Source organism: Pseudomonas sp. P1_A1 (genome assembly GCF_056406935.1).
This window is the reverse complement of sequence record NZ_JBFTZE010000024.1, coordinates 72,142-92,520: the sequence shown is the minus strand read 5'-3', so window position 1 is coordinate 92,520 and position 20,379 is coordinate 72,142. Positions and strand designations below refer to the sequence as shown.

Annotated in this window: 17 protein-coding genes and 1 rRNA gene; 12 read left to right on the top strand and 6 right to left on the bottom strand. The window is 60.0% G+C overall.

Annotation, left to right across the window (positions count from 1 at the left end):
- Positions 1–38 precede the first annotated feature (38 nt).
- The 5 genes from rrf to AC1D2Q_RS26885 all read left to right on the top strand — a co-directional run bounded on the left by rrf (position 39) and on the right by AC1D2Q_RS26885 (position 4,940).
- Positions 39–154 (top strand): 5S ribosomal RNA (rrf, locus tag AC1D2Q_RS26905).
- A 149-nt stretch (positions 155–303) separates the two neighbouring features.
- Positions 304–963, top strand: a complete 660-nt coding sequence (locus AC1D2Q_RS26900) for a paraquat-inducible protein A (RefSeq protein WP_477815165.1) — start codon at positions 304–306, stop codon at positions 961–963.
- The gene (locus tag AC1D2Q_RS26895; protein ID WP_477815164.1) at positions 950–1,573 is read left to right on the top strand and encodes a paraquat-inducible protein A; all 624 of its coding nucleotides are present in this window, start codon (positions 950–952) and stop codon (positions 1,571–1,573) included. The genes AC1D2Q_RS26900 and AC1D2Q_RS26895 overlap by 14 nt, the downstream gene beginning before the upstream one ends.
- The gene (locus AC1D2Q_RS26890) at positions 1,566–3,869 is read left to right on the top strand and encodes a PqiB family protein (protein ID WP_477815163.1); all 2,304 of its coding nucleotides are present in this window, start codon (positions 1,566–1,568) and stop codon (positions 3,867–3,869) included. Before AC1D2Q_RS26895 ends, AC1D2Q_RS26890 begins: the two co-directional genes overlap by 8 nt.
- 129 nt (positions 3,870–3,998) lie before the next feature.
- Positions 3,999–4,940 carry an AEC family transporter gene (locus AC1D2Q_RS26885; protein WP_018927222.1) on the top strand — a complete coding sequence of 314 codons (942 nt, stop codon included), beginning with the start codon at positions 3,999–4,001 and terminating at the stop codon, positions 4,938–4,940.
- Between the two features lie 30 nt (positions 4,941–4,970).
- Here AC1D2Q_RS26885 and AC1D2Q_RS26880 read toward each other — a convergent pair whose 3' ends face one another.
- From AC1D2Q_RS26880 to gatC, 6 genes are all read right to left on the bottom strand, one after another.
- Positions 4,971–5,351 (bottom strand): carboxymuconolactone decarboxylase family protein, encoded by a 381-nt coding sequence (locus AC1D2Q_RS26880; protein ID WP_019647644.1) that lies wholly within the window; start codon positions 5,349–5,351, stop codon positions 4,971–4,973.
- Positions 5,348–6,415, bottom strand: coding sequence for a calcium/sodium antiporter (locus tag AC1D2Q_RS26875; protein ID WP_477815168.1), 1,068 nt, complete (start codon positions 6,413–6,415; stop codon positions 5,348–5,350). Before AC1D2Q_RS26875 ends, AC1D2Q_RS26880 begins: the two co-directional genes overlap by 4 nt.
- 44 nt (positions 6,416–6,459) lie before the next feature.
- Positions 6,460–6,834 (bottom strand): septal ring lytic transglycosylase RlpA family protein, encoded by a 375-nt coding sequence (locus tag AC1D2Q_RS26870; protein ID WP_477815162.1) that lies wholly within the window; start codon positions 6,832–6,834, stop codon positions 6,460–6,462.
- A gap of 191 nt (positions 6,835–7,025) precedes the next feature.
- Positions 7,026–8,471 carry an Asp-tRNA(Asn)/Glu-tRNA(Gln) amidotransferase subunit GatB gene (gatB, locus tag AC1D2Q_RS26865; RefSeq protein ID WP_477815161.1) on the bottom strand — a complete coding sequence of 482 codons (1,446 nt, stop codon included), beginning with the start codon at positions 8,469–8,471 and terminating at the stop codon, positions 7,026–7,028.
- Between the two features lie 10 nt (positions 8,472–8,481).
- Entirely contained in the window at positions 8,482–9,933 is a 1,452-nt protein-coding gene (gatA, locus tag AC1D2Q_RS26860; RefSeq protein ID WP_477815160.1) for an Asp-tRNA(Asn)/Glu-tRNA(Gln) amidotransferase subunit GatA, read from the bottom strand.
- Positions 9,934–9,949: 16 nt separating this feature from the next.
- Entirely contained in the window at positions 9,950–10,237 is a 288-nt protein-coding gene (gene gatC, locus AC1D2Q_RS26855; protein ID WP_477815159.1) for an Asp-tRNA(Asn)/Glu-tRNA(Gln) amidotransferase subunit GatC, read from the bottom strand.
- Between the two features lie 210 nt (positions 10,238–10,447).
- On the opposite strand from gatC, the gene mreB reads away from it, so the two are divergent.
- The 7 genes from mreB (at position 10,448) to AC1D2Q_RS26820 (ending at position 20,370) form a co-directional block, all read left to right on the top strand.
- Positions 10,448–11,485 (top strand): rod shape-determining protein MreB, encoded by a 1,038-nt coding sequence (gene mreB, locus AC1D2Q_RS26850; RefSeq protein WP_002555108.1) that lies wholly within the window; start codon positions 10,448–10,450, stop codon positions 11,483–11,485.
- Positions 11,486–11,628: 143 nt separating this feature from the next.
- Complete coding sequence (gene mreC / locus AC1D2Q_RS26845) at positions 11,629–12,756, top strand: rod shape-determining protein MreC (RefSeq protein ID WP_477815167.1); 1,128 nt, start codon at positions 11,629–11,631, stop codon at positions 12,754–12,756.
- The gene (gene mreD, locus AC1D2Q_RS26840; RefSeq protein ID WP_018927216.1) at positions 12,756–13,247 is read left to right on the top strand and encodes a rod shape-determining protein MreD; all 492 of its coding nucleotides are present in this window, start codon (positions 12,756–12,758) and stop codon (positions 13,245–13,247) included. The genes mreC and mreD overlap by 1 nt, the downstream gene beginning before the upstream one ends.
- A gap of 91 nt (positions 13,248–13,338) precedes the next feature.
- A complete protein-coding gene (locus AC1D2Q_RS26835) occupies positions 13,339–13,935 on the top strand; it encodes a Maf family protein (RefSeq protein WP_019581173.1) in 597 nt (198 codons plus the stop codon).
- Between the two features lie 57 nt (positions 13,936–13,992).
- Positions 13,993–15,450 (top strand): ribonuclease G, encoded by a 1,458-nt coding sequence (gene rng / locus AC1D2Q_RS26830; RefSeq protein ID WP_019647649.1) that lies wholly within the window; start codon positions 13,993–13,995, stop codon positions 15,448–15,450.
- 75 nt (positions 15,451–15,525) lie between these two features.
- Positions 15,526–19,329, top strand: coding sequence for a YhdP family protein (locus AC1D2Q_RS26825; RefSeq protein WP_477815158.1), 3,804 nt, complete (start codon positions 15,526–15,528; stop codon positions 19,327–19,329).
- Between the two features lie 186 nt (positions 19,330–19,515).
- On the top strand, positions 19,516–20,370 hold the full coding sequence (locus AC1D2Q_RS26820) for a carbon-nitrogen hydrolase family protein (protein ID WP_477815157.1): 855 nt from the start codon (positions 19,516–19,518) through the stop codon (positions 20,368–20,370).
- Positions 20,371–20,379 lie beyond the last annotated feature (9 nt).

Sequence of the window (20,379 nt, the reverse complement as noted above, 5' to 3'; positions counted from 1 at the left end):
TTGCTGAAGCGTCGAAAGACGGTTCGGTACCCGAATTTCTTGACGACCATAGAGCATTGGAACCACCTGATCCCATCCCGAACTCAGAAGTGAAACGATGCATCGCCGATGGTAGTGTGGGGTTTCCCCATGTGAGAGTAGGTCATCGTCAAGATTAAATTCCGAAACCCCTATCTGCGTATGCAGGTAGGGGTTTTGTTTTGCCCGCAGAAAAAGTCTACTTCACTGGCAACACAAAATTGCACAGTTATTTTCGAGTCAGCACACTAGAATAGATCCAACATTTTTGGAGCCAGAGCCTTTATGCCAGATCCGGTTGACGCCCATGGGCTGTCAGATTTACCACTGGATGGTTTGGTGGCGTGTCATGAGTGCGACTTGCTGATGCGCAAGCCTGAACTCGCCCATGGTGAGAAGGCCATTTGTCCACGCTGCGGTTATGAGCTGTATGCCCATCGGCACAATGTCGTGCAGCGCAGTCTCGCCTTGGTCATTGCCGCCCTGTTGTTGTATATCCCCGCGAACTTTTTACCCATCATGCAGCTCCATCTACTCGGACAGTCATCGAATGACACTGTCTGGAGCGGTGTTGTCGGCTTGTTCGATACCGGTATGCAGGGCGTGGCAGCAGTAGTATTTCTCTGCAGCATGGGGATTCCGCTGCTCAAGCTGCTCTGCCAATTGGTGGTGCTGCTGAGTATCCGATTCAATATCGGACGCAGCTACGGTTTGCTGCTCTACCGCATTTATCACCATCTACGGGACTGGGGGATGCTCGAGGTTTACCTCATGGGTGTGCTGGTCGCGATCGTCAAATTGGCCGATATGGCGGCGATTACCGTAGGTCTTGGTCTGGCGTGCTTTATCAGTTTGTTGTTGGTCCAGGTCTGGCTGGAAGTGGTGATGTCACCGCACCAGATCTGGCAGGCCTTATCAGGAGAAGATGCCCATGCGGGCGATTGATGCGGGCATTCTGATTTGTGCCGAATGCCACGAGTTGAACAAGCAGGAAGCTGGCACTGACGAGCAGGTCTGCACCCGCTGTGGTGCGTTGATTCATGCGCGCCGCCCGAACAGCCTGATGCGTACCTGGGCGCTGCTGGTCACCGCTGCAATTATTTATATCCCGGCCAATGTGCTGCCGATCATGACCGTCAGTTCCCTGGGGCAGGGCGATCCGAGCACCATCATGTCCGGTGTGATCCAACTGGTTCAGCACGGCATGATTCCAATCGCGGCTGTGGTTTTTATCGCCAGTATTCTGGTTCCTACGTTCAAACTGGTGGGCATCGGGTTGCTGCTGTTTTCGGTGCAGCGCCGCCAGCCACTCTCTGCACGCCAGCGTATATGGATGTACCGCTTTATCGAGTTCATCGGCCGCTGGTCGATGCTCGATATTTTTGTGATCGCCATCCTGGTGGCGGTTGTGAATTTCGGACGGCTTGCCAGCGTCGAAGCCAATCTTGGCGCCATCGCCTTCGCCAGTGTGGTGATTCTGACGATGCTTGCCGCAGTAACTTTCGATCCCCGACTGATTTGGGATAACACGGAGTCGGACGACGACCATGACTGATTTGCCTACAGCGAAAACCCGACCGGCCTCTAACTGGTCTGCCATTTGGGTATTGCCCCTGATCGCCTTGCTCATTGGCGGTTGGCTCGCCTGGCGTGCCTATAGCGAGACAGGCATTGAGATCCATGTGCGCTTCGAAAGCGGCGAAGGTATTCAGGCCAACAAGACCGAAGTCGTTTACAAAGGTATGTCGGTCGGTAAGGTGAAAGCCCTCACACTCGATGACGAAGGTAGCTCCAAGGGCGTGATCGCCACCATCGAGATGAATAAGGACGTGGAGCAATACCTCAGAACCAGCACGCGTTTCTGGCTGGTCAAGCCGAGCGTAACCCTGGCCGGTATCACGGGCCTGGAGACGCTGGTCTCGGGTAACTATGTGGCTGTCAGCCCGGGAGAGGGCGAACCGACCCGCAAGTTCAAGGCCCTGGCCGAAGAGCCGCCACTGTCGGACGCCAAGCCTGGTCTGCACCTGACCATCAAGGCTGATCGTCTCGGCTCGCTGAATCGCGGCAGCCCGGTGTTCTACAAGCAGATCCAGGTCGGTCAGATCAAAAGCTATTTGCTGTCCGCGGACCAGAACACCGTTGAACTCAAAGTCTTCATCGAACCGACCTACGCCAGCCTGGTACGCAAGCACACGCGTTTCTGGAATGCCAGCGGCATCAGCATCGATGCCAACTTGTCCGGTGTGAAAGTGCGTAGCGAGTCTCTCGCCAGCATCGTCGCTGGTGGTATTGCGTTTGCTACACCGGAAAACCGCAAGGACAGCCCGCCCACCGATCCAAGCCTGCCGTTCCGTCTCTATGAAGACTTCGATGCAGCCGCCGCCGGTATTCGGGTCAAGGTCAAACTCAGCGATTTCGAAGGCCTGCAGGCCGGTCGTACGCCAGTAATGTACAAAGGCATCCAGGTTGGCAATCTGAAAGCGCTCAAGATTGACCCAGACCTCTCCAGTGCAACCGCCGAGCTGACGCTCGACCCATTGGCTGAGGATTACCTGGTCACCGGCACGCAGTTCTGGGTGGTCAAACCATCGATTTCGCTGGCTGGTATCACCGGTCTGGAAGCATTGGTCAAAGGTAACTACATCGCCGTGCGCCCTGGCGACAAGGGTGGCGCACCGCAGCGCGAGTTCGAAGCACGGGCCAAGGCGCCGCCGCTGGATCTGCGTTCGCCGGGCCTGCATCTGGTGCTGTTCACCGAAAACCTCGGCTCACTGGAAGTCGGCAGTCCGATTCTCTACAAGCAGGTCAAGGTGGGTTCGGTGCAGAGCTACCAGTTCTCTCGCACTAAAAAACAGCTGGTGATCGGTGTGCATATCGAGAAGGAATACGAGGGGTTGGTCAACGCCTCGACGCGCTTCTGGAATGCCAGCGGTATTACGCTGACAGGTGGGCTGACCGGCGGCATCCAGGTCAAAAGTGAGTCGTTGCAAAGCCTGATGGCTGGCGGCATTGCTTTCGAAACCCCCGAAGCCAAAGCGCCGTTGCGGAAGCGCATTCCACGTTTCCGTCTGTTCGCCAGTCATGAAGAGGCAAACCAGAAAGGCGCCGTGGTGACCATCAAGGTCGATCGCGCCGATGGTCTGCGCACGGGCACGCCGATCCGGTTCAAAGGCCTCGACGTCGGCAAGGTCGAAGACGTTGACCTCAGCGACGACTTGCAATCGGTGCTGCTGACTGCGCGAATCACGGAAGTGCCGGAGCGTATCGCTCGGGTGGGCAGTCAGTTCTGGGTGGTCAAACCTGAATTAGGTCTGATCAAGACGTCCAACCTTGAGACGCTGGTGACCGGGCAGTACATCGAAGTGCAACCGGCGCCGAAGAATCTCGGTCCGCAAAAGGACTTCGTAGCACTGACCAATCCTCCGGAAACCGCCAAGGAAGAAGCCGGTTTGAGCCTGGTATTGAGTGCTGCGCGTCGAGGCTCGCTGAAGACTGGTGTGCCCGTCACCTATCGCGAAATCACGGTGGGCAAGGTGACTGGCTATGAATTGGGGCAGACGGCGGATCGAGTGTTGGTACACATCCTGATCGAGCCGAAGTACGCGCCATTGGTGCGTAGTGGCACGCGGTTCTGGAACACCAGTGGTTTTGGTTTTGACTACGGCTTGTTCAAAGGCGCAACCATACGCACCGAATCGCTGGAGACGCTGATCCAGGGCGGTATCGCCTTTGCCACACCGGATGGCGACCGCATGGGTGTCCCGGCGCGGCCCGAGCAAACGTTTCCGCTGTTCGACAAGTTTGAAGATGAATGGCTGACTTGGGCGCCGAAGATTTCTATCGGTAAGTAACCCGAGGTTAATTTGGCGTTTATCAGGACGTCTTCGCGGGCAAGCTCGCGAAGACGGTCTACCAGACGCCGACGTCTCCGGTGGCTTATCATTAGCTCCCTAACGACGCCCACCCAAGGTTCCCCCGGCATGCTGGCTATTTTCCTCGAAACCCTGAACATCACTGCGCCGGTGTTTGCCATGCTGTTTCTGGGTGTGCTGCTCAAGCGCATCGACTGGATCAACGACAACTTCATTCATACTGCGTCGGCCCTGGTGTTCAATGTCACCATGCCGGCGTTGCTGTTTCTGGGCATCTTGCATGCCGACCTGCACGCTGCGTTGCAACCGGCGCTGCTGATCTACTTCTCGGTGGCGACCCTGATGTGCTTTGCAATTGCCTGGGGTTGGGCGATCTGGAAATGCCCGCGGGAAGATCGGGGCATTTACACCCAAGGGGCGTTTCGCGGCAATAACGGGGTAATCGGCCTGGCCCTGGCGGCGAGCATGTACGGCGACTATGGCATTTCCCTTGGGGCGATTCTCGCGGCGCTGGTGATCCTGTTTTACAACACGCTCTCAACCATTGTGCTGGCGGTCTACAGCCCGGTGATCAAGTCTGATCCGTGGAGCATCTGCAAAAGTGTGATGGCCAATCCGCTGGTCATCAGTGTGATTGCGGCCGCACCATTTGCCTGGTTCCAGATCGGCTTGCCGGGATGGCTGGAGAGGTCCGGTCAATATTTGGCGCAAACCACCTTGCCATTGGCATTGATCTGCATCGGTGGCACGTTGTCGCTGGCGGCAATGCGCAAAAGCGGCACGATGGCGCTGAGTTCAAGTCTGGTGAAGATGATCGGCCTGCCGGTGCTGGCGACACTCGGCGCCTGGCTCTGGGGCTTTCGTGGGGCGGAGTTGGGGATTCTGTTTCTGTACTTCGGCAGCCCGACCGCCGCGGCCAGTTTCGTCATGGCCCGGCAGGCCAATGGCAATCATGAACTGGCGGCGGCGATCATCGTGATTACTACACTGATGGCGGCGGTCACCACCAACATCGGGATCTTTTTGTTGCAGTGGGGTGGGTGGATTTAGCCTCGGGATTTGCGGCGTTCTTCAGGTCGCCTACTCCGGCTTCTGATAGGTGTCGATCACTTCCTGCGCCGCCCGAAATGCATCGATCGCCGCCGGCACACCGGCATACACCGCGCAATGCAGCAGCGCTTCGCGAATCTCTTCCACCGTGCAGCCGTTGTTCAATGCACCGCGCACATGGCCTTTCAATTCTTGCGGGCACTTCAACGCGGTCAGCGCAGCGAGAGTGATCAGGCTGCGGGTTTTCAGCGACAAACCTTCACGGTTCCACACGCCGCCCCAGGCATGCTCATTGACGAAGTCCTGCAACGGCTGGGTGAATTCGGTGGCGTTGCCCAGGGCGCGGTCGACGAACGCGTCGCCCATCACTTGGCGGCGGATTTCAACCCCAGGCTTCTTATCAGTGCTCATGGCAATTCCCTCTTGTGGTGTTGGCGACGCCAGGCGCGAAGCGAGGTGAACAGCAAAAAAAACACCAGCGCCGGCAGGACGAAAAACAGCATCAGGTGTTCAAGCTTGCCGGCCAGCGGCATGCCCGTGGTGAACGACACCACGTGCAGCCCATAGGCGAGGTACAAGCCCAAAAACAGCAGGCCTTCGGCGCGGGTCACCCGGTAGCCGGAATAGAACACCGGCAGGCACAGCACCGCGACTCCGAGCATCACCGGCAAATCGAAATCCAGCGCGTTGGGCGAGACCGACAGTGGTGATGGCGCGATCAATGCGGTCAGCCCGAGCACGCCCAGGAGGTTGAACAGGTTGCTGCCGATCACGTTGCCCACCGCGATGTCCCGCTGACCGCGCAGCGCGGCGATCAACGAAGTGGCCAGTTCCGGCAGGGAAGTGCTGACGGCGACGATGGTCAGGCCGATGATCCGCTCCGACAACCCCAGATCGGTCGCGACCGCCACCGCGGCGCCGAGCAGCAAGTGCCCGGCGAACACCAGCATTGCCAACCCGGCGACAATCATCAGCAGACTGCTGAGCCACGGTGCCTGCGGCGCTTCATGAGCCCCCGATGGCGGACGGGCCGAGTGCCGTGACTGACGCAGTAGCAAGCCCAAATACAGCGCCAGCGCTGTCAGCAGCGTCACGCCGTCGACCCGAGTCAGTTCTTTGTTCCACGCCAGTACGAACACCAGCAGGCTGGCGCCGATCATCAGTGGAATATCCAGACGCACCAATTGCCGCGAAACCCGCAGCGGAATGATCAGCGCCGAGAGCCCGAGGGTGACGAGGATGTTGAAGATGCTGCTGCCGATCACGCTACCGACGGCGATGTCGGCGTTTTGCGCCAGGGTGGCTTGCAAGCTGACCGCCATCTGCGGCGCGCTGCTGCCGAGGGCCACGATGGTCAGGCCGATGATCAGCGGCCGCACATGCAGGCGCGCGGCCAGGCGTACTGCGGCGCGCACCATCAGTTCGGCGCCGGCGATCAGTAAAAACAGCCCGCCGAACAATTCAATGACGCTGATCAGGGGTAAATCGGCCAGTCCGAAAATAGTCAGCGCTCCGTCTATCAGTCGTCGAGGGCTTGCACGCGAACCTGCGCGGTACCACTGCGCAGCATGCCCAACTGTTCGGCCGCTTCACGGGACACGTCGATCAGGCGCCCACGGGAATACGGCCCACGGTCGTTGATGCGTACCACGCAGGATCTGTCGTTATTCAGGTTGGTAATCTTCACCCGGGTGCCGAATGGCAACTGGCGATGGGCAGCGGTCAGGCCATGCTGGTTGAAACGCTCACCGCTGGCGGTGCGTTTGCCATGGTGCTTGGCACCGTAATACGAGGCCAGGCCGGTCTTGTCGTAGCCGTGCGGATCGATGGTGTCGGTACTGGCACAACCGGCCAGCAGAGAGAGCAGGGCGCAAGCGCTGAGCAGACGTTTCATTTGGACGGCTCCCAAAATAAATGTGGCGAGGGAGCTTGCTCCCGCTCGACCGAGAAGCGGTCGCAAAATCGGCTGATGCATTCTCGCTGAAAGAGTGCGGTTGCTGATTTGGGCCTGCTTCGCAGACCAGCGGGAGCAAGCTCCCTCGCCACAAGGAATGGAGCCAATATTGAGAGCTGGCTCCATTCTCATCAGCCTTCGAGCTTGCTTTTAAGCAGTTCGTTGACCTGTTGCGGGTTGGCCTTGCCTTTGGAGGCTTTCATGGCCTGGCCGACGAAGAAGCCGAACATCTTGCCGCGTTTGGCTTCGTCTGCCGCGCGGTATTGCTCGACCTGCTCGGCGTTGGCCGCGAGCATTTCGTCCAGCACCGCCGAGATCGCGCCGGTGTCGGTCACTTGCTTGAGGCCGCGCTTGTCGATGATTTCGTCCGCGCTGCCTTCGTCGTTGGCCATGGCTTCAAACACCACTTTGGCGATCTTGCCGGAGATAGTGTTGTCCTTGATGCGCAACAGCATGCCGCCCAGTTGCTCGGCCGAAACCGGCGACTGGTCGATGTCCAGGCCTTGCTTGTTCAACAGGCTGCCCAGTTCAACCATGACCCAGTTGGCCGCCAGTTTGGCGTCGCCACTGATGCTCACGACTTTCTCGAAGTAATCGGCTTGTTCGCGGCTGGTGGCCAGGACGCTGGCGTCATACACCGACAAACCGAACTGCTGCTGGAAACGCTCGCGTTTCTGCGGTGGCAGTTCCGGCAGGGTGGTGCGTACTTCGTTGAGGAACGAGTCCTCGATGACCACCGGCAGCAGGTCCGGATCGGGGAAGTAACGGTAGTCGTTGGCTTCCTCTTTGCTACGCATCGGACGGGTTTCGTCCTTGTTCGGATCGTACAGGCGAGTCTGCTGGATCACCTTGCCGCCGTCTTCGATCAGCTCGATCTGGCGCTGTACTTCGCTGTTGATCGCCTTCTCGATGAAGCGGAACGAGTTAACGTTCTTGATCTCGCAGCGCGTACCGAACTCGGCCTGGCCTTTCGGACGGATCGATACGTTGCAGTCGCAACGCAGCGAGCCTTCGGCCATGTTGCCGTCGCAGATGCCCAGGTAGCGTACCAGCGCGTGGATCGCCTTGACGTAAGCCACGGCTTCCTTGGCGCTGCGCATGTCCGGTTCGGAAACGATTTCCAGCAGCGGCGTGCCGGCGCGGTTCAGGTCGATGCCGGTGGCACCGTTGAACTCTTCGTGCAGGCTTTTACCGGCGTCTTCTTCCAGGTGCGCGCGGGTGATGCCGACGCGTTTGACGGTACCGTCTTCGAGGGCGATGTCCAGGTGGCCCTTGCCGACGATCGGCAATTCCATCTGGCTGATCTGGTAGCCCTTGGGCAGGTCCGGGTAGAAGTAGTTTTTGCGGGCGAACACGTTGTGCTGACCGATCTCGGCATCGATGGCCAGGCCGAACATCACCGCCATGCGCACCGCTTCCTGGTTCAGCACCGGCAATACGCCGGGCATGCCGAGGTCAACCAGGCTGGCCTGGGTGTTCGGTTCGGAACCGAAGGTGGTGGAACTACCGGAAAAGATTTTCGACCGGGTGGTGAGCTGGGTATGAATCTCCAGCCCGATCACGACTTCCCATTGCATGTGTTTCTCCTCAGAAGCCGGTTGGGGTGCGGGTGTGCCAGTCAGTGTTTTGCTGATACTGATGGGCAACGTTCAACAGGCGACCTTCCTGGAAATACGGGGCGAGCAGTTGCACGCCGACCGGCAGGCCATCGACAAAACCTGCAGGCATGGACAGGCCCGGCAGACCGGCGAGGTTGGCGGTGATGGTGTAGACGTCTTCCAGGTACGCGGCGACCGGGTCGTTGTTCTTGGCGCCGAGCTTCCAGGCCGGGTTCGGCGTGGTTGGGCCGAGGATGATGTCGACCTCATTGAAGGCAGCCATGAAGTCGTTCTTGATCAGACGACGGATCTTCTGCGCCTTCAGGTAGTAGGCGTCGTAGTAACCGGCCGACAGCGCATAGGCACCGACCATGATCCGGCGCTGTACTTCCGGGCCGAAACCTTCGCCACGGGAACGCTTGTACAGGTCTTCCAGGTTTTTCGGGTCTTCGCAGCGATAGCCGAAACGCACGCCGTCGAAACGCGACAGGTTGGAAGACGCTTCCGCCGGGGCGATCACGTAGTACGCGGGAATCGCGTGCTGCATGTTCGGCAGGCTGATTTCCTTGATCACGGCGCCGAGCTTTTTCAGCTCTTCAACGCTGGCCATGACCAGGTCGGCGATGCGTGGGTCCAGGCCGGCGCTGAAGTATTCCTTCGGCACGCCGATGCGCAGGCCTTGCAGCGAACCGTTGAGGCCGGCGCTGTAATCAGGCACGGGCTCGTCGATGCTGGTGGAGTCCTGCGGGTCGAAACCGGCCATGCCTTGCAGCAGGATCGCGCAGTCTTCGGCGGTACGGGCCAGCGGGCCGCCCTGATCGAGGCTGGACGCGTAGGCGATCATGCCCCAGCGCGAAACACGACCGTACGTCGGTTTCAGGCCGGTGAGGTTGGTAAAGGCTGCCGGTTGTCGGATCGAACCGCCAGTGTCGGTGGCTGTCGCTGCTGGCAACAGACGAGCGGCTACCGCAGCCGCCGAACCACCGGACGAACCACCTGGAACACATTCCAGGTTCCACGGGTTTTTCACCGGACCGTAGTAGCTCGACTCGTTGGCCGACCCCATGGCGAATTCGTCCATGTTGGTCTTGCCCAGGGTCACGGTCCCGGCAGCGGCCAGTTTGGCGACCACGGTGGCGTCATACGGTGCCTTGAAGTTGTCGAGCATCTTCGAGCCGCAGCTGGTGCGGATGCCCTGGGTGCAGAACAGGTCTTTGTGGGCGATCGGCGCGCCGAGCAGGGCGCCGCTCTCACCGTTGGCCCGACGTGCGTCAGCGGCTTTCGCCTGCTGCAGCGCCAGGTCTTCGGTGAGGCTGATGAAGCTGTTGAGCTGCGGGTCGAGCTCGGCGATGCGCGCCAGCAGGACTTTGGTCAGCTCTTCGGAGGAAAACTTTTTATCGGCGAGTCCGCGGGCGATCTCGGCCAGAGTCAATTGATGCATTGCAGGCTCTTTCCCTTTAGTCGATGACTTTCGGAACCAGGTACAGGCCGTTTTCGACCGCTGGTGCGATGGACTGATAGGCCTCGCGATGATTATTCTCGGTCACGACGTCTGCACGCAGGCGCTGGCTGGCTTCCAGTGGGTGGGCCAGCGGCTCGATACCGTCGGTATTGACCGCTTGCATTTCGTCGACCAGCCCGAGAATGCTGTTCAGGGCCGAAGTGATGTGTGGAAGATCGGCATCATTGAGGCCAAGGCAGGCCAGATGAGCGATTTTTTCCACGTCGGAGCGTTCAAGCGCCATGGGATTCTCCAGTGGAAAACAAAACGGACCGCGTCCGTGTGTTAGATTGTCGGAACACTACCGCATATCTACGGTCTCAAGGCCGCGATTGTGGTGCTTGGTGCACAGAAAAGCAGCCAATTTAACATATTGGCGCCTTGCCCAAAATCCCTGTCGTTGTTAGAGTTTGCCGCACTTTTTTACCCACGCGTTGCCTAGGGTCCCTTTCCCATGTTCAAGAAACTGCGTGGCATGTTTTCCAGCGATCTTTCCATTGACCTGGGCACTGCCAACACCCTTATTTACGTGCGCGAGCGCGGTATCGTCCTGAATGAGCCATCGGTTGTGGCTATTCGGACACACGGTAACCAGAAAAGTGTCGTTGCTGTCGGCACCGAGGCCAAGCGCATGCTCGGTCGTACGCCGGGCAATATTGCAGCCATTCGTCCGATGAAGGACGGCGTGATCGCCGACTTCAGCGTTTGCGAAAAAATGCTGCAGTACTTTATCAACAAGGTTCACGAAAACAGCTTTTTGCAGCCTAGCCCTCGTGTGCTGATCTGCGTTCCATGCAAATCCACCCAGGTTGAGCGTCGTGCCATCCGTGAGTCGGCCCTCGGTGCCGGCGCCCGTGAAGTGTTCCTGATCGAAGAGCCAATGGCTGCTGCGATCGGTGCCGGCCTGCCGGTTGAAGAAGCTCGCGGTTCGATGGTTGTCGATATCGGTGGCGGTACCACTGAAATCGCGCTGATCTCCCTCAACGGTGTGGTCTATGCCGAATCCGTACGGGTTGGCGGCGACCGCTTCGACGAAGCGATCATCACCTACGTGCGTCGCAACTACGGCAGCCTGATCGGCGAGTCCACCGCCGAGCGCATCAAACAGGAAATCGGTACGGCCTACCCGGGCGGCGAAGTTCGTGAAGTCGACGTTCGTGGCCGTAACCTGGCCGAAGGCGTTCCACGCGCATTCACCCTGAACTCCAACGAAGTGCTGGAAGCTCTGCAAGAGTCGCTGGCCACCATCGTTCAGGCAGTGAAAAGTGCGCTGGAGCAATCGCCTCCGGAACTGGCTTCCGATATCGCCGAGCGTGGTCTGGTACTGACCGGTGGTGGCGCCTTGCTGCGCGACCTCGACAAGTTGCTGGCCCAGGAAACCGGTCTGCCGGTGATCGTCGCCGAAGACCCGCTGACCTGCGTTGCTCGCGGCGGTGGCCGTGCATTGGAAATGATGGATAAACACACCATGGACCTGCTGTCGAGCGAGTGATCTCGCCCGATGCATCTATGCTGGTGAGCCCGCAGGCAGCACTTTGCAGTGCTGCCTGTTGGCGTTTATCTTCTGTCAGTCTGCATCCAGGCCGGTTTGATGCCGTATGAATAAAGAGAACATTTGCCTGGGAGGAGCGGCTTATTAAACCGCTTTTCACCAAAGGCCCCTCACTGGGCGTGCGCTTGTTGGTGCTGGTCGTGCTATCGGTCGCGCTGATGGTGGTCGATGCCCGCTTCACACTGCTCAAGCCAGTGCGTAGCCAAATGTCGCTGGTGCTGATGCAGTCTTACTGGATCACCGACCTGCCGCAGCGGCTATGGCAAGGTGTGGCCAGCCAATTCGGCAGCCGGACCGAGCTGGTCGCCGAAAACGAAAAACTCAAAACCGAAAACCTGCTGTTGCAGGGGCGCATGCAAAAGCTTGCCGCCCTCACCGAGCAGAATGTTCGGCTGCGCGAGTTGCTCAACTCTTCCGCGCTGGTCAACGAGAAGGTCGAAGTGGCCGAGTTGATCGGCATGGACCCCAACCCCTTCACCCATCGCATCATCATCAATAAAGGTGAGCGCGACGGTGTGATCCTCGGTCAGCCGGTGCTCGATGCCCGCGGCCTGATGGGGCAGGTGGTCGAGTTGATGCCGTACACCTCTCGCGTACTGTTGCTGACCGACACCACCCACAGCATTCCGGTGCAGGTGAACCGTAACGGTCTGCGGGCGATTGCCAGCGGCACCGGCAACCCGGAACGCCTTGAGCTGCGTCATGTGGCCGATACCGCCGACATTAAAGAAGGCGATCTGCTGGTCAGCTCCGGCCTCGGTCAGCGTTTCCCGGCAGGTTACCCGGTGGCGACGGTCAAGGAAGTGATCCACGATTCCGGTCAACCGTTCGCCATCGTGCGTGCGGTGCCGACTGCCGCGCTGAACCGCAGTCGTTATTTGCTGTTGGTGTTCAGTGATGGTCGCACAGCCGAGGAGCGTGCCAACGAAGCCGCCCAGGCTCAAGAGGCTCTGGACCGGCAGGGTGGCGGGCCGATCATTCCTGCAACAGTGCCGAAACCGGCCGCTTCAGTGATACCGGCTGCCGCTGCAACTCCGGCTGCCGTACCTGCCGTACCTGCCGCCGCGACCCCAGTCAAACCTGCCGCGTCCCATTCTGCTGCCGCCAAGCCACCCGCAACGGCGACGGCCGCCAAACCCAAACCTGCGGCCGTGAAGCCTGCTGCCAAACCGCCTGTCGCCGCGCCGGCCACCTCTGGGGGAACAGAATAATGGGCGGTGCAACTTCCTCCCGAAACGGCTGGATGGTCTGGCTGACGTTCGCCATCGGCATGTTGCTCAGCGTTTCACCGCTGCCGCAATTCATGGAGATCCTGCGTCCTTTGTGGCTGGCCTTGCTGTTGGCCTTCTGGGCGTTGGCCCTGCCGCATAAAGTCGGCATGGTCACCGCCTGGTGCCTGGGGTTGGCCGAAGACGTGCTGTATGGCACGTTGCTGGGCCAGAACGCGTTGATCCTCACGCTCATTACGTTCCTGGTGCTGTCGCTGCAACAGCGCCTGCGCATGTTCCCGATGTGGCAACAGAGCCTGGTGATCCTGGTGATCTTCGGCCTCGCCCAACTGGTCCAGTTGTGGTTGAGCGCCCTGACCGGTAATCGTCAGCCGACCCTGGCGCTGGTGTTGCCGGCACTGGTCAGTGCGTTGCTCTGGCCTTGGATCAGCTTCGGTTTGCGCGGTTTGCGTCGACGCTACAAAATCAATTAATTCGGTCAGGCATGTGCTCGCACCCGGTGCCCTGTCTCGCCAAAAAGGAACAGTATTCGTGAGACAGGGCAGTAGACAGGGAGATGTCTTGATGAAACAGCTGTACCTCGCCTCAGGCTCGCCGCGTCGGCGTGAACTGCTCACGCAGATCGGCGTGCCGTTCACCGCCATCAGCGCGGACATCGACGAAACCCCTTTCCCTGAAGAATCCCCATCGGCCTATGTCGAGCGTCTGGCGCGCGGCAAGGCCGAGGTCGGGCGCGGGGCGATCGTGTCCGACGCGGATTTCTGCGTGCTGGGCGCCGACACTGCCGTGGTGTTGGACGGAAAAATTCTCGGCAAGCCGGTGGATGAAGCCGAAGCGTGCGCCATGCTTATGCTGTTGTCCGGGTGTGAGCATGAAGTGCTGACGGCGATTGCGGTGCACGATGGTGAACGTTGCGAGTCTCTGGTGGTGCGCAGTCTGGTGCGTTTTCGCACCATCGGCCGCGATGAAGCGGCGGCCTATTGGGCCAGCGGCGAACCCCGGGACAAGGCGGGCGGCTACGGGATTCAAGGGCTGGGCGCGGTGTTCGTCGCCGGGCTCAATGGCAGCTACTCGGCGGTGGTCGGTTTGCCACTGTGCGAAACCGCAGAACTACTCGGCCATTTCGGCATACCCTGTTGGCAAACCCTTAACGCGCACTGAGCGTCGTACTGACAAGATGCGGCCATTATCGTGAACATGCCTGAACGAGACCCTGCCATGAGTGAAGAGATCCTGATCAACATCACGCCGATGGAATCACGCGTGGCGGTGGTCGAAAACGGTGTTCTGCAAGAGGTCCATGTCGAACGCACGCAAAAACGCGGGATCGTCGGCAACATCTACAAAGGCAAGGTCGTGCGGGTATTGCCGGGCATGCAGGCCGCCTTCGTCGATATCGGGCTGGACCGCGCCGCATTCATTCACGCCTCGGAAATTTCCCTGCGCGAAGGCCCGGCGGTGGAGAGCATCAGCTCGCTGGTTCACGAAGGCCAAAGCCTGGTGGTGCAAGTCACCAAGGACCCGATCGGCTCCAAAGGCGCACGCCTGACCACGCAACTGTCGATCCCGTCGCGCTATCTGGTGTACATGCCGCGCACTGCCCACGTCGGTATTTCCCTGAAGATCGAAGACGAAGCCGAGCGCGAACGCCTCAAGCAAGTGGTCACCGACTGCGTGGAGAAAGAAGGTATCAAGGAAGCTGGCGGTTTCATTCTGCGTACCGCTGCCGAAGGGGCCGGGGCCGATGAAATCCTCATGGACATCCGCTACCTGCGCAGGCTCTGGGACCAGATCAACGCCCAGATCAAAACCATCAACGCGCCAAGCGTGATCTACGAAGACCTCGGCCTGGCGTTGCGGACCTTGCGCGACCTGGTGAGCCCGAAGATCGAAAAGATCCGCATCGACTCCCGGGAAACTTTCCAGAAAACCACACAGTTCGTCGCCGAACTGATGCCGGAAATCGCTGACCGTCTGGAGCATTATCCGGGCGAGCGGCCGATTTTCGACCTGTATGGCGTCGAAGACGAAATCCAGAAAGCCCTGGAGCGCAAAGTGCCGCTCAAGTCCGGCGGCTATCTGGTGGTCGACCCGGCGGAAGCCATGAGCACCATCGACGTCAACACCGGAGCCTTCGTCGGTCATCGCAATCTCGAAGAAACCATCTTCAAGACCAACCTCGAAGCCGCCACCGCCATTGCCCGTCAACTGCGTCTGCGCAACCTGGGCGGGATCATCATCATCGACTTCATCGACATGGAGGATGAAGAGCATCAGCGTCAGGTGTTGCGCACCCTCGAGAAGCAACTGGAGCGCGATCACGCCAAGACCAACATCATCGGCATCACCGAGTTGGGCCTGGTGCAGATGACCCGCAAACGCACCCGCGAAAGTCTCGAGCAAGTGCTGTGCGAACCGTGCAGCAGCTGCCAGGGTCGCGGCAAGCTCAAGACCCCGGAAACCGTCTGCTACGAGATCTTCCGCGAAATCCTGCGTGAGGCCCGTGCCTATCAGGCCGAAGGCTATCGCGTGCTGGCGAACCAGAAAGTGGTCGACCGCTTGCTCGATGAAGAGTCGGGCAACGTCGCCGAGCTCGAAGGGTTTATCGGGCGCACCATTCGGTTTCAGGTAGAAACCATGTATTCCCAGGAACAATACGACGTGGTGCTGCTCTGAAGCGTTGTATTTCAATTCCACTAGAACGGCTGGCCTCAGCTTTTTGCAGTATTTTTGCCATGGGAGCCAACTGACATGGACCGTCTGACACGCATATTGGCCGCACTGACCCGCTGGGGTCTGGGCCTGTGTGCGTTGGTTTTGGTGTTGATGGCGCTGTTTGTCAGTCTCGGCCGGGAGCTGACACCGCTGGTGGCCGAATACCGTGGCGATGTCGAAACCAAAGTCGGCGCCGTCTTGGGCATGCCGCTGCACATCGGCGAACTGGAGGGCAACTGGAGCGGCCTCGCCCCGGTTCTGCTGGCTCATGACGTGATGGTTGGCGAAGGCTCCAATGCCTTGCGCCTGGACCAGGTGCGCGCGGTGCCGGATATCTGGGCCAGCCTGTTGGCGCGCGAGATACGCATCGCACATCTGGAGCTCAGCGGCCTGAAGATCAGCCTCAAGGAAGGCGAGGACGGTCATTGGGCGCTGGAAGGGTTGCCGGTGCGGCAGGATCAGCCGCTGGACCCGGAGCAGTTGTTCAATCGTATGCAGATGGTCCAGCAGTTGTCGGTGCTCGACAGCCAGGTGACCTTGCAGCCACTGGATCAGCCGCCGCTGACCCTGACCTACGTTGGCCTCAATCTGAGAACCGGTGTGTCGCGTCAGCGCCTCGACGCCCGTTTGACCCTGCCCGACGGCCAGCCGGTTGCGATGAGCCTGCGCACCCGTATCCGAGCCAGCCAGTGGCAGGACGGCGAGGTTGAGGTTTACTTGAGCCTGCCGCAAAGCGATTGGTCGAAATGGTTGCCCGAGCGCCTGACCCAACAATGGAATTTCTCCGAGATAAAGGCCGGTGGCGAGCTCTGGGTGAACTGGAGCGAGGGCGCCCTGCAAAGCGCCGCGATCCGTTTGAACGCGCCGCAACTCAAGGGCGCCTACGCCGAGCGCAAGCCAATCCAGATCAACAATCTGGCGCTTAACGGCTATTTCCAGCGCAGCTCCACGGGCGTGCAGGTGACCCTGGATTCCCTGGCGATGAGCCTGGGTGAAACCCGCTGGGAATCGAAACTGCAATTTCAACAAACCATGGCGACCGACGAGGTGCCAGAGCTCTTGCATCTGCAAGCCGACCGCATCGACCTCACGCCGCTCACCCCGTTGCTGAACGCTTTGGGGCCGCTTCCGGAAGGTGTTGCTACGGCCGTCGAGCGGCTCAAGGTCACCGGGGTATTGCGCAACGTGCTGATCGACTTGCGCCCTGCGGGTACCGATGACAGCAAGTTCAGCTTTGCCGCCAATCTGGAGCGGGTCGGCTTCGACGCCTATCACGGCGCCCCGGCGGCGCGAAACGTCAGCGGCAGCATCAGCGGCGATCTCGGGCAGGGCGAGTTGCGCATGGACAGCAAGGATTTCTCCCTGCACCTGGACCCGATTTTCGCCAAGCCATGGCAGTACATTCAGGCCAATGCGCGGTTGACCTGGAAGCTCGATAAAGAAGGTTTCACCCTGATCGCGCCGTACCTGAAGGTGCTGGGCGAAGAGGGCAAGATTGCCGGCGACTTCCTGATCCGCCTGCATTTCGATCACACCCAGGAAGACTACATGGACCTGCGGGTCGGCCTGGTCGACGGCGACGGTCGCTACACCGCCAAGTACCTGCCGGCCGTGTTGAGCCCGGCGCTGGACGAATGGCTGCGTACGGCGATTCTCAAAGGCGCGGTGGATGAAGGTTTCTTCCAGTACCAGGGGTCGCTGAACCACGGTGCCCCGGAAACGGCTCGCAGTATCAGTCTGTTTTTCAAGGTTCACGATGCCGAACTGGCATTCCAGCCGGGCTGGCCGCATGTCAGCAAGGTCAGCGGCGATGTGTTCATCGAAGACAGCGGTGTGCGGATCCTCGCGGACAAGGGGCAATTGCTCGACACCCAGGTCAACGACGTCTACGTCAATATTCCTCATGTACCTGCCGGACAGAGCCCCCACCTATTCCTCGATGGCGGGTTCGCCGGCGGGTTGGGCGATGGCCTGAAGATTCTGCAGGAAGCACCGATCGGCACCGCCGACACGTTCGCCGGTTGGGAGGGCGAGGGCGATCTGCAAGGCAAACTCAACCTGGATATCCCGCTGGTCAAAGGTGAGCAACCGAAAATCCTCGTCGACTTCAAGACCGACAAGGCCCGCTTGAAACTTCGCGAGCCCATCCTGGAACTGACACAACTCAAGGGCGACTTCCRCTTCGACAGCGCCAAGGGTTTGAGCGGGCAGAAGATCACCGCGCGAGCGTTCGACAAGCCCGTGACTGCGCAGATTTTTGCCGATGGCAGTGCGGGCAAGCTCAACACTCGGGTCACCGCGGCGGGTCAGGTCGAGGTCAAGAAACTCACCGAGTGGCTGAATGTCACTCAGCCGCTGCCGGTGTCTGGTGTAGTTCCTTATCAGCTGCAACTGAATCTTGATGGCGCCGACAGCCAATTGATCGTCAGCTCCAATCTCAAAGGCGTGGCGGTGGATTTGCCGGCGCCGTTCGGCATGGCGGCGGATGTCGGCCGCGACACCGTGTTCCGTATGACCCTGCAAGGACCGGAGCGGCGTTACTGGGTCAACTATGGTGAGCTGGCGAACTTCACGTTTGCGGCACCAGCCGGCAATTTCGTCGAAGGTCGCGGTGAGTTGTTTCTCGGCGGTGGCGATGCTGTGCTGCCCGGCAACAAAGGCCTGCGCGTGCGCGGTGTATTGTCCGAGCTGGATGTCGCTCCCTGGCAGGACCTTGTCAACAAGTATGCCGGCCAGGATCCAGGCGGCAGCGCCAAGCAATTGCTCAGCGGCGCGGATTTCAAGGTTGGCAAGCTCAGCGGTTTCGGCACCACCCTTGATCAGGCGTCGGTGCAGTTGACGCGCAAGCCGGCCGCCTGGGCGCTGCAACTCGACAGTCAGCAGGCCAAGGGCACCGTCGGTATCCCCGATGCGAAAGCCGCACCGATTGCAGTCAATCTGCAATACGTACGTTTGCCGGCGCCAGACCCGACGGTGCTGGCAGACGAGAATTCGCCGGACCCGCTGGCCACCGTGGACCCGAGGAAGATCCCGGCGCTGGATATCACCATCAATCAGCTGTTCCAGGGCCAGGATCTGGTGGGTGGCTGGCAATTGAAAGTCCGTCCGACCGCCAAGGGCATTGCCCTTAATACGCTGGATCTGGGCCTCAAGGGCATCTTCCTGCAGGGCAGCGGCGGTTGGGAAGGCACGCCCGGCAATTCCAGCAGTTGGTACAAGGGCCGGGTCAGTGGCAAGAACCTCGCCGACGTGCTCAAGGGCTGGGGCTTTGCGCCGAGCGTCACCAGTGAAGAGTTTCACATGGATGTCGACGGTCGCTGGCCCGGCTCACCGGCGTGGCTGGCCACCAAGCGCTTCTCCGGCACTCTTGATGCATCGCTCAATAAAGGTCAGTTCGTTGAGGTCGAGGGCAGCGCCCAGGCTCTACGGGTATTCGGCCTGCTCAACTTCAACTCCATTGGCCGCCGCTTGCGCCTGGACTTTTCCGACCTGTTCGGCAAAGGCCTGAGCTATGACCGGGTCAAAGGGCTGTTGGTCGCGAGCAACGGGGTCTACGTGACCCGTGAGCCGATCCGGCTGACCGGCCCGTCGAGCAATCTGGAACTCAACGGCACCCTGGACCTGGTGGCTGATCAGGTCGATGCCAAGTTGCTGGTGACCTTGCCGGTGACCAACAATCTGCCGATTGCCGCGCTGATCGTCGGTGCACCGGCCGTCGGCGGGGCGCTGTTCCTGATCGATAAGTTGATCGGTGACCGCGTGGCGCGCTTTGCCAGCGTCAGATACACGGTCAAAGGTCCGTGGAAAGAGCCGAAAATCACCTACGACAAGCCTTTTTGAATTCTTTTTGAAAAAGCACTCTTTGGGCCTATGGAGTAGCATGTTTTCATGCGACGCCGATTACCCCTGTAGGAGCTGCCGCAGGCTGCGATCTTTTGACTTTAAAAGTCAAGGTCAAAAGATCGCAGCCTCGTTTCACTCTGCAGCTCCTACAGGTATGCGTAGATTTCACATAGGGAATAGGCCATGTCTGTAGCAGTCATTCAAATGGTCAGCCAGAGCGACGTGCTGGCCAATCTGGCCCAGGCCCGTCGTCTGCTTGAGCAAGCGGCGTCCGGTGGCGCGCGGCTTGCCGTGCTGCCGGAAAACTTCGCTGCCATGGGCCGTCGCGACATTGCCGACATTGGCCGCGCCGAAGCGCTGGGCGAAGGCCCGATCCTGCCGTGGTTGAAACAGACCGCCCGCGACCTCAAGTTATGGATAGTGGCCGGCACGTTGCCGTTGCCGCCGGCGGATCAACCGATGGCCAAAGCGCATGCGTGCTCGTTGCTGGTCGATGATCAAGGCGAGACCGTGGCGCGGTACGACAAGCTGCACCTGTTCGACGTGGACGTGGCGGACAATCGCGGGCGTTATCGCGAATCCGATGACTATGCTTATGGCAGTGGCGTGGTGGTTGCCGATACGCCGGTCGGTCGAGTCGGCCTGACGGTGTGTTACGACTTGCGCTTTCCGGAGCTGTACAGCGAATTGCGTGCAGCCGGCGCGGAATTGATTACCGCCCCGTCGGCCTTTACCGCGGTGACCGGCGCGGCCCATTGGGACGTGCTGATTCGCGCGCGCGCCATCGAGACTCAATGTTACGTGCTCGCGGCCGCCCAGGGTGGCACTCATCCGGGACCGCGAGAAACCTTTGGTCATGCCGCGATAATCGACCCATGGGGGCGCGTGCTGGCACAACAGGATCAGGGCGAGGCCGTGCTGCTGGCCGAGCGCGACAGCAGCGAACAGGCGTCCATCAGGGCGCGGATGCCGGTGTCCACTCACCGGCGCTTTTTCTCGCAGGGCGCTCAGCGACCTGCATCAGAACGACGAATTTAAGGCGTAAAG

Excerpts from the sequence above, each read along its gene's own strand:
- AC1D2Q_RS26820 (WP_477815157.1), top strand. The coding sequence starts at position 19,516 with ATGTCTGTAGCAGTCATTCAAATGGTCAGCCAGAGCGACGTGCTGGCC.
- AC1D2Q_RS26900 (WP_477815165.1), top strand. The coding sequence starts at position 304 with ATGCCAGATCCGGTTGACGCCCATGGGCTGTCAGATTTACCACTGGAT.
- mreD (WP_018927216.1), top strand. The coding sequence starts at position 12,756 with ATGGGCGGTGCAACTTCCTCCCGAAACGGCTGGATGGTCTGGCTGACG.
- AC1D2Q_RS26885 (WP_018927222.1), top strand. The coding sequence starts at position 3,999 with ATGCTGGCTATTTTCCTCGAAACCCTGAACATCACTGCGCCGGTGTTT.
- AC1D2Q_RS26880 (WP_019647644.1), bottom strand. The coding sequence starts at position 5,351 with ATGAGCACTGATAAGAAGCCTGGGGTTGAAATCCGCCGCCAAGTGATG.
- rng (WP_019647649.1), top strand. The coding sequence starts at position 13,993 with ATGAGTGAAGAGATCCTGATCAACATCACGCCGATGGAATCACGCGTG.
- AC1D2Q_RS26870 (WP_477815162.1), bottom strand. The coding sequence starts at position 6,834 with ATGAAACGTCTGCTCAGCGCTTGCGCCCTGCTCTCTCTGCTGGCCGGT.
- gatC (WP_477815159.1), bottom strand. The coding sequence starts at position 10,237 with ATGGCGCTTGAACGCTCCGACGTGGAAAAAATCGCTCATCTGGCCTGC.
- gatA (WP_477815160.1), bottom strand. The coding sequence starts at position 9,933 with ATGCATCAATTGACTCTGGCCGAGATCGCCCGCGGACTCGCCGATAAA.
- gatB (WP_477815161.1), bottom strand. The coding sequence starts at position 8,471 with ATGCAATGGGAAGTCGTGATCGGGCTGGAGATTCATACCCAGCTCACC.
- AC1D2Q_RS26895 (WP_477815164.1), top strand. The coding sequence starts at position 950 with ATGCGGGCGATTGATGCGGGCATTCTGATTTGTGCCGAATGCCACGAG.
- AC1D2Q_RS26890 (WP_477815163.1), top strand. The coding sequence starts at position 1,566 with ATGACTGATTTGCCTACAGCGAAAACCCGACCGGCCTCTAACTGGTCT.
- mreB (WP_002555108.1), top strand. The coding sequence starts at position 10,448 with ATGTTCAAGAAACTGCGTGGCATGTTTTCCAGCGATCTTTCCATTGAC.
- AC1D2Q_RS26835 (WP_019581173.1), top strand. The coding sequence starts at position 13,339 with ATGAAACAGCTGTACCTCGCCTCAGGCTCGCCGCGTCGGCGTGAACTG.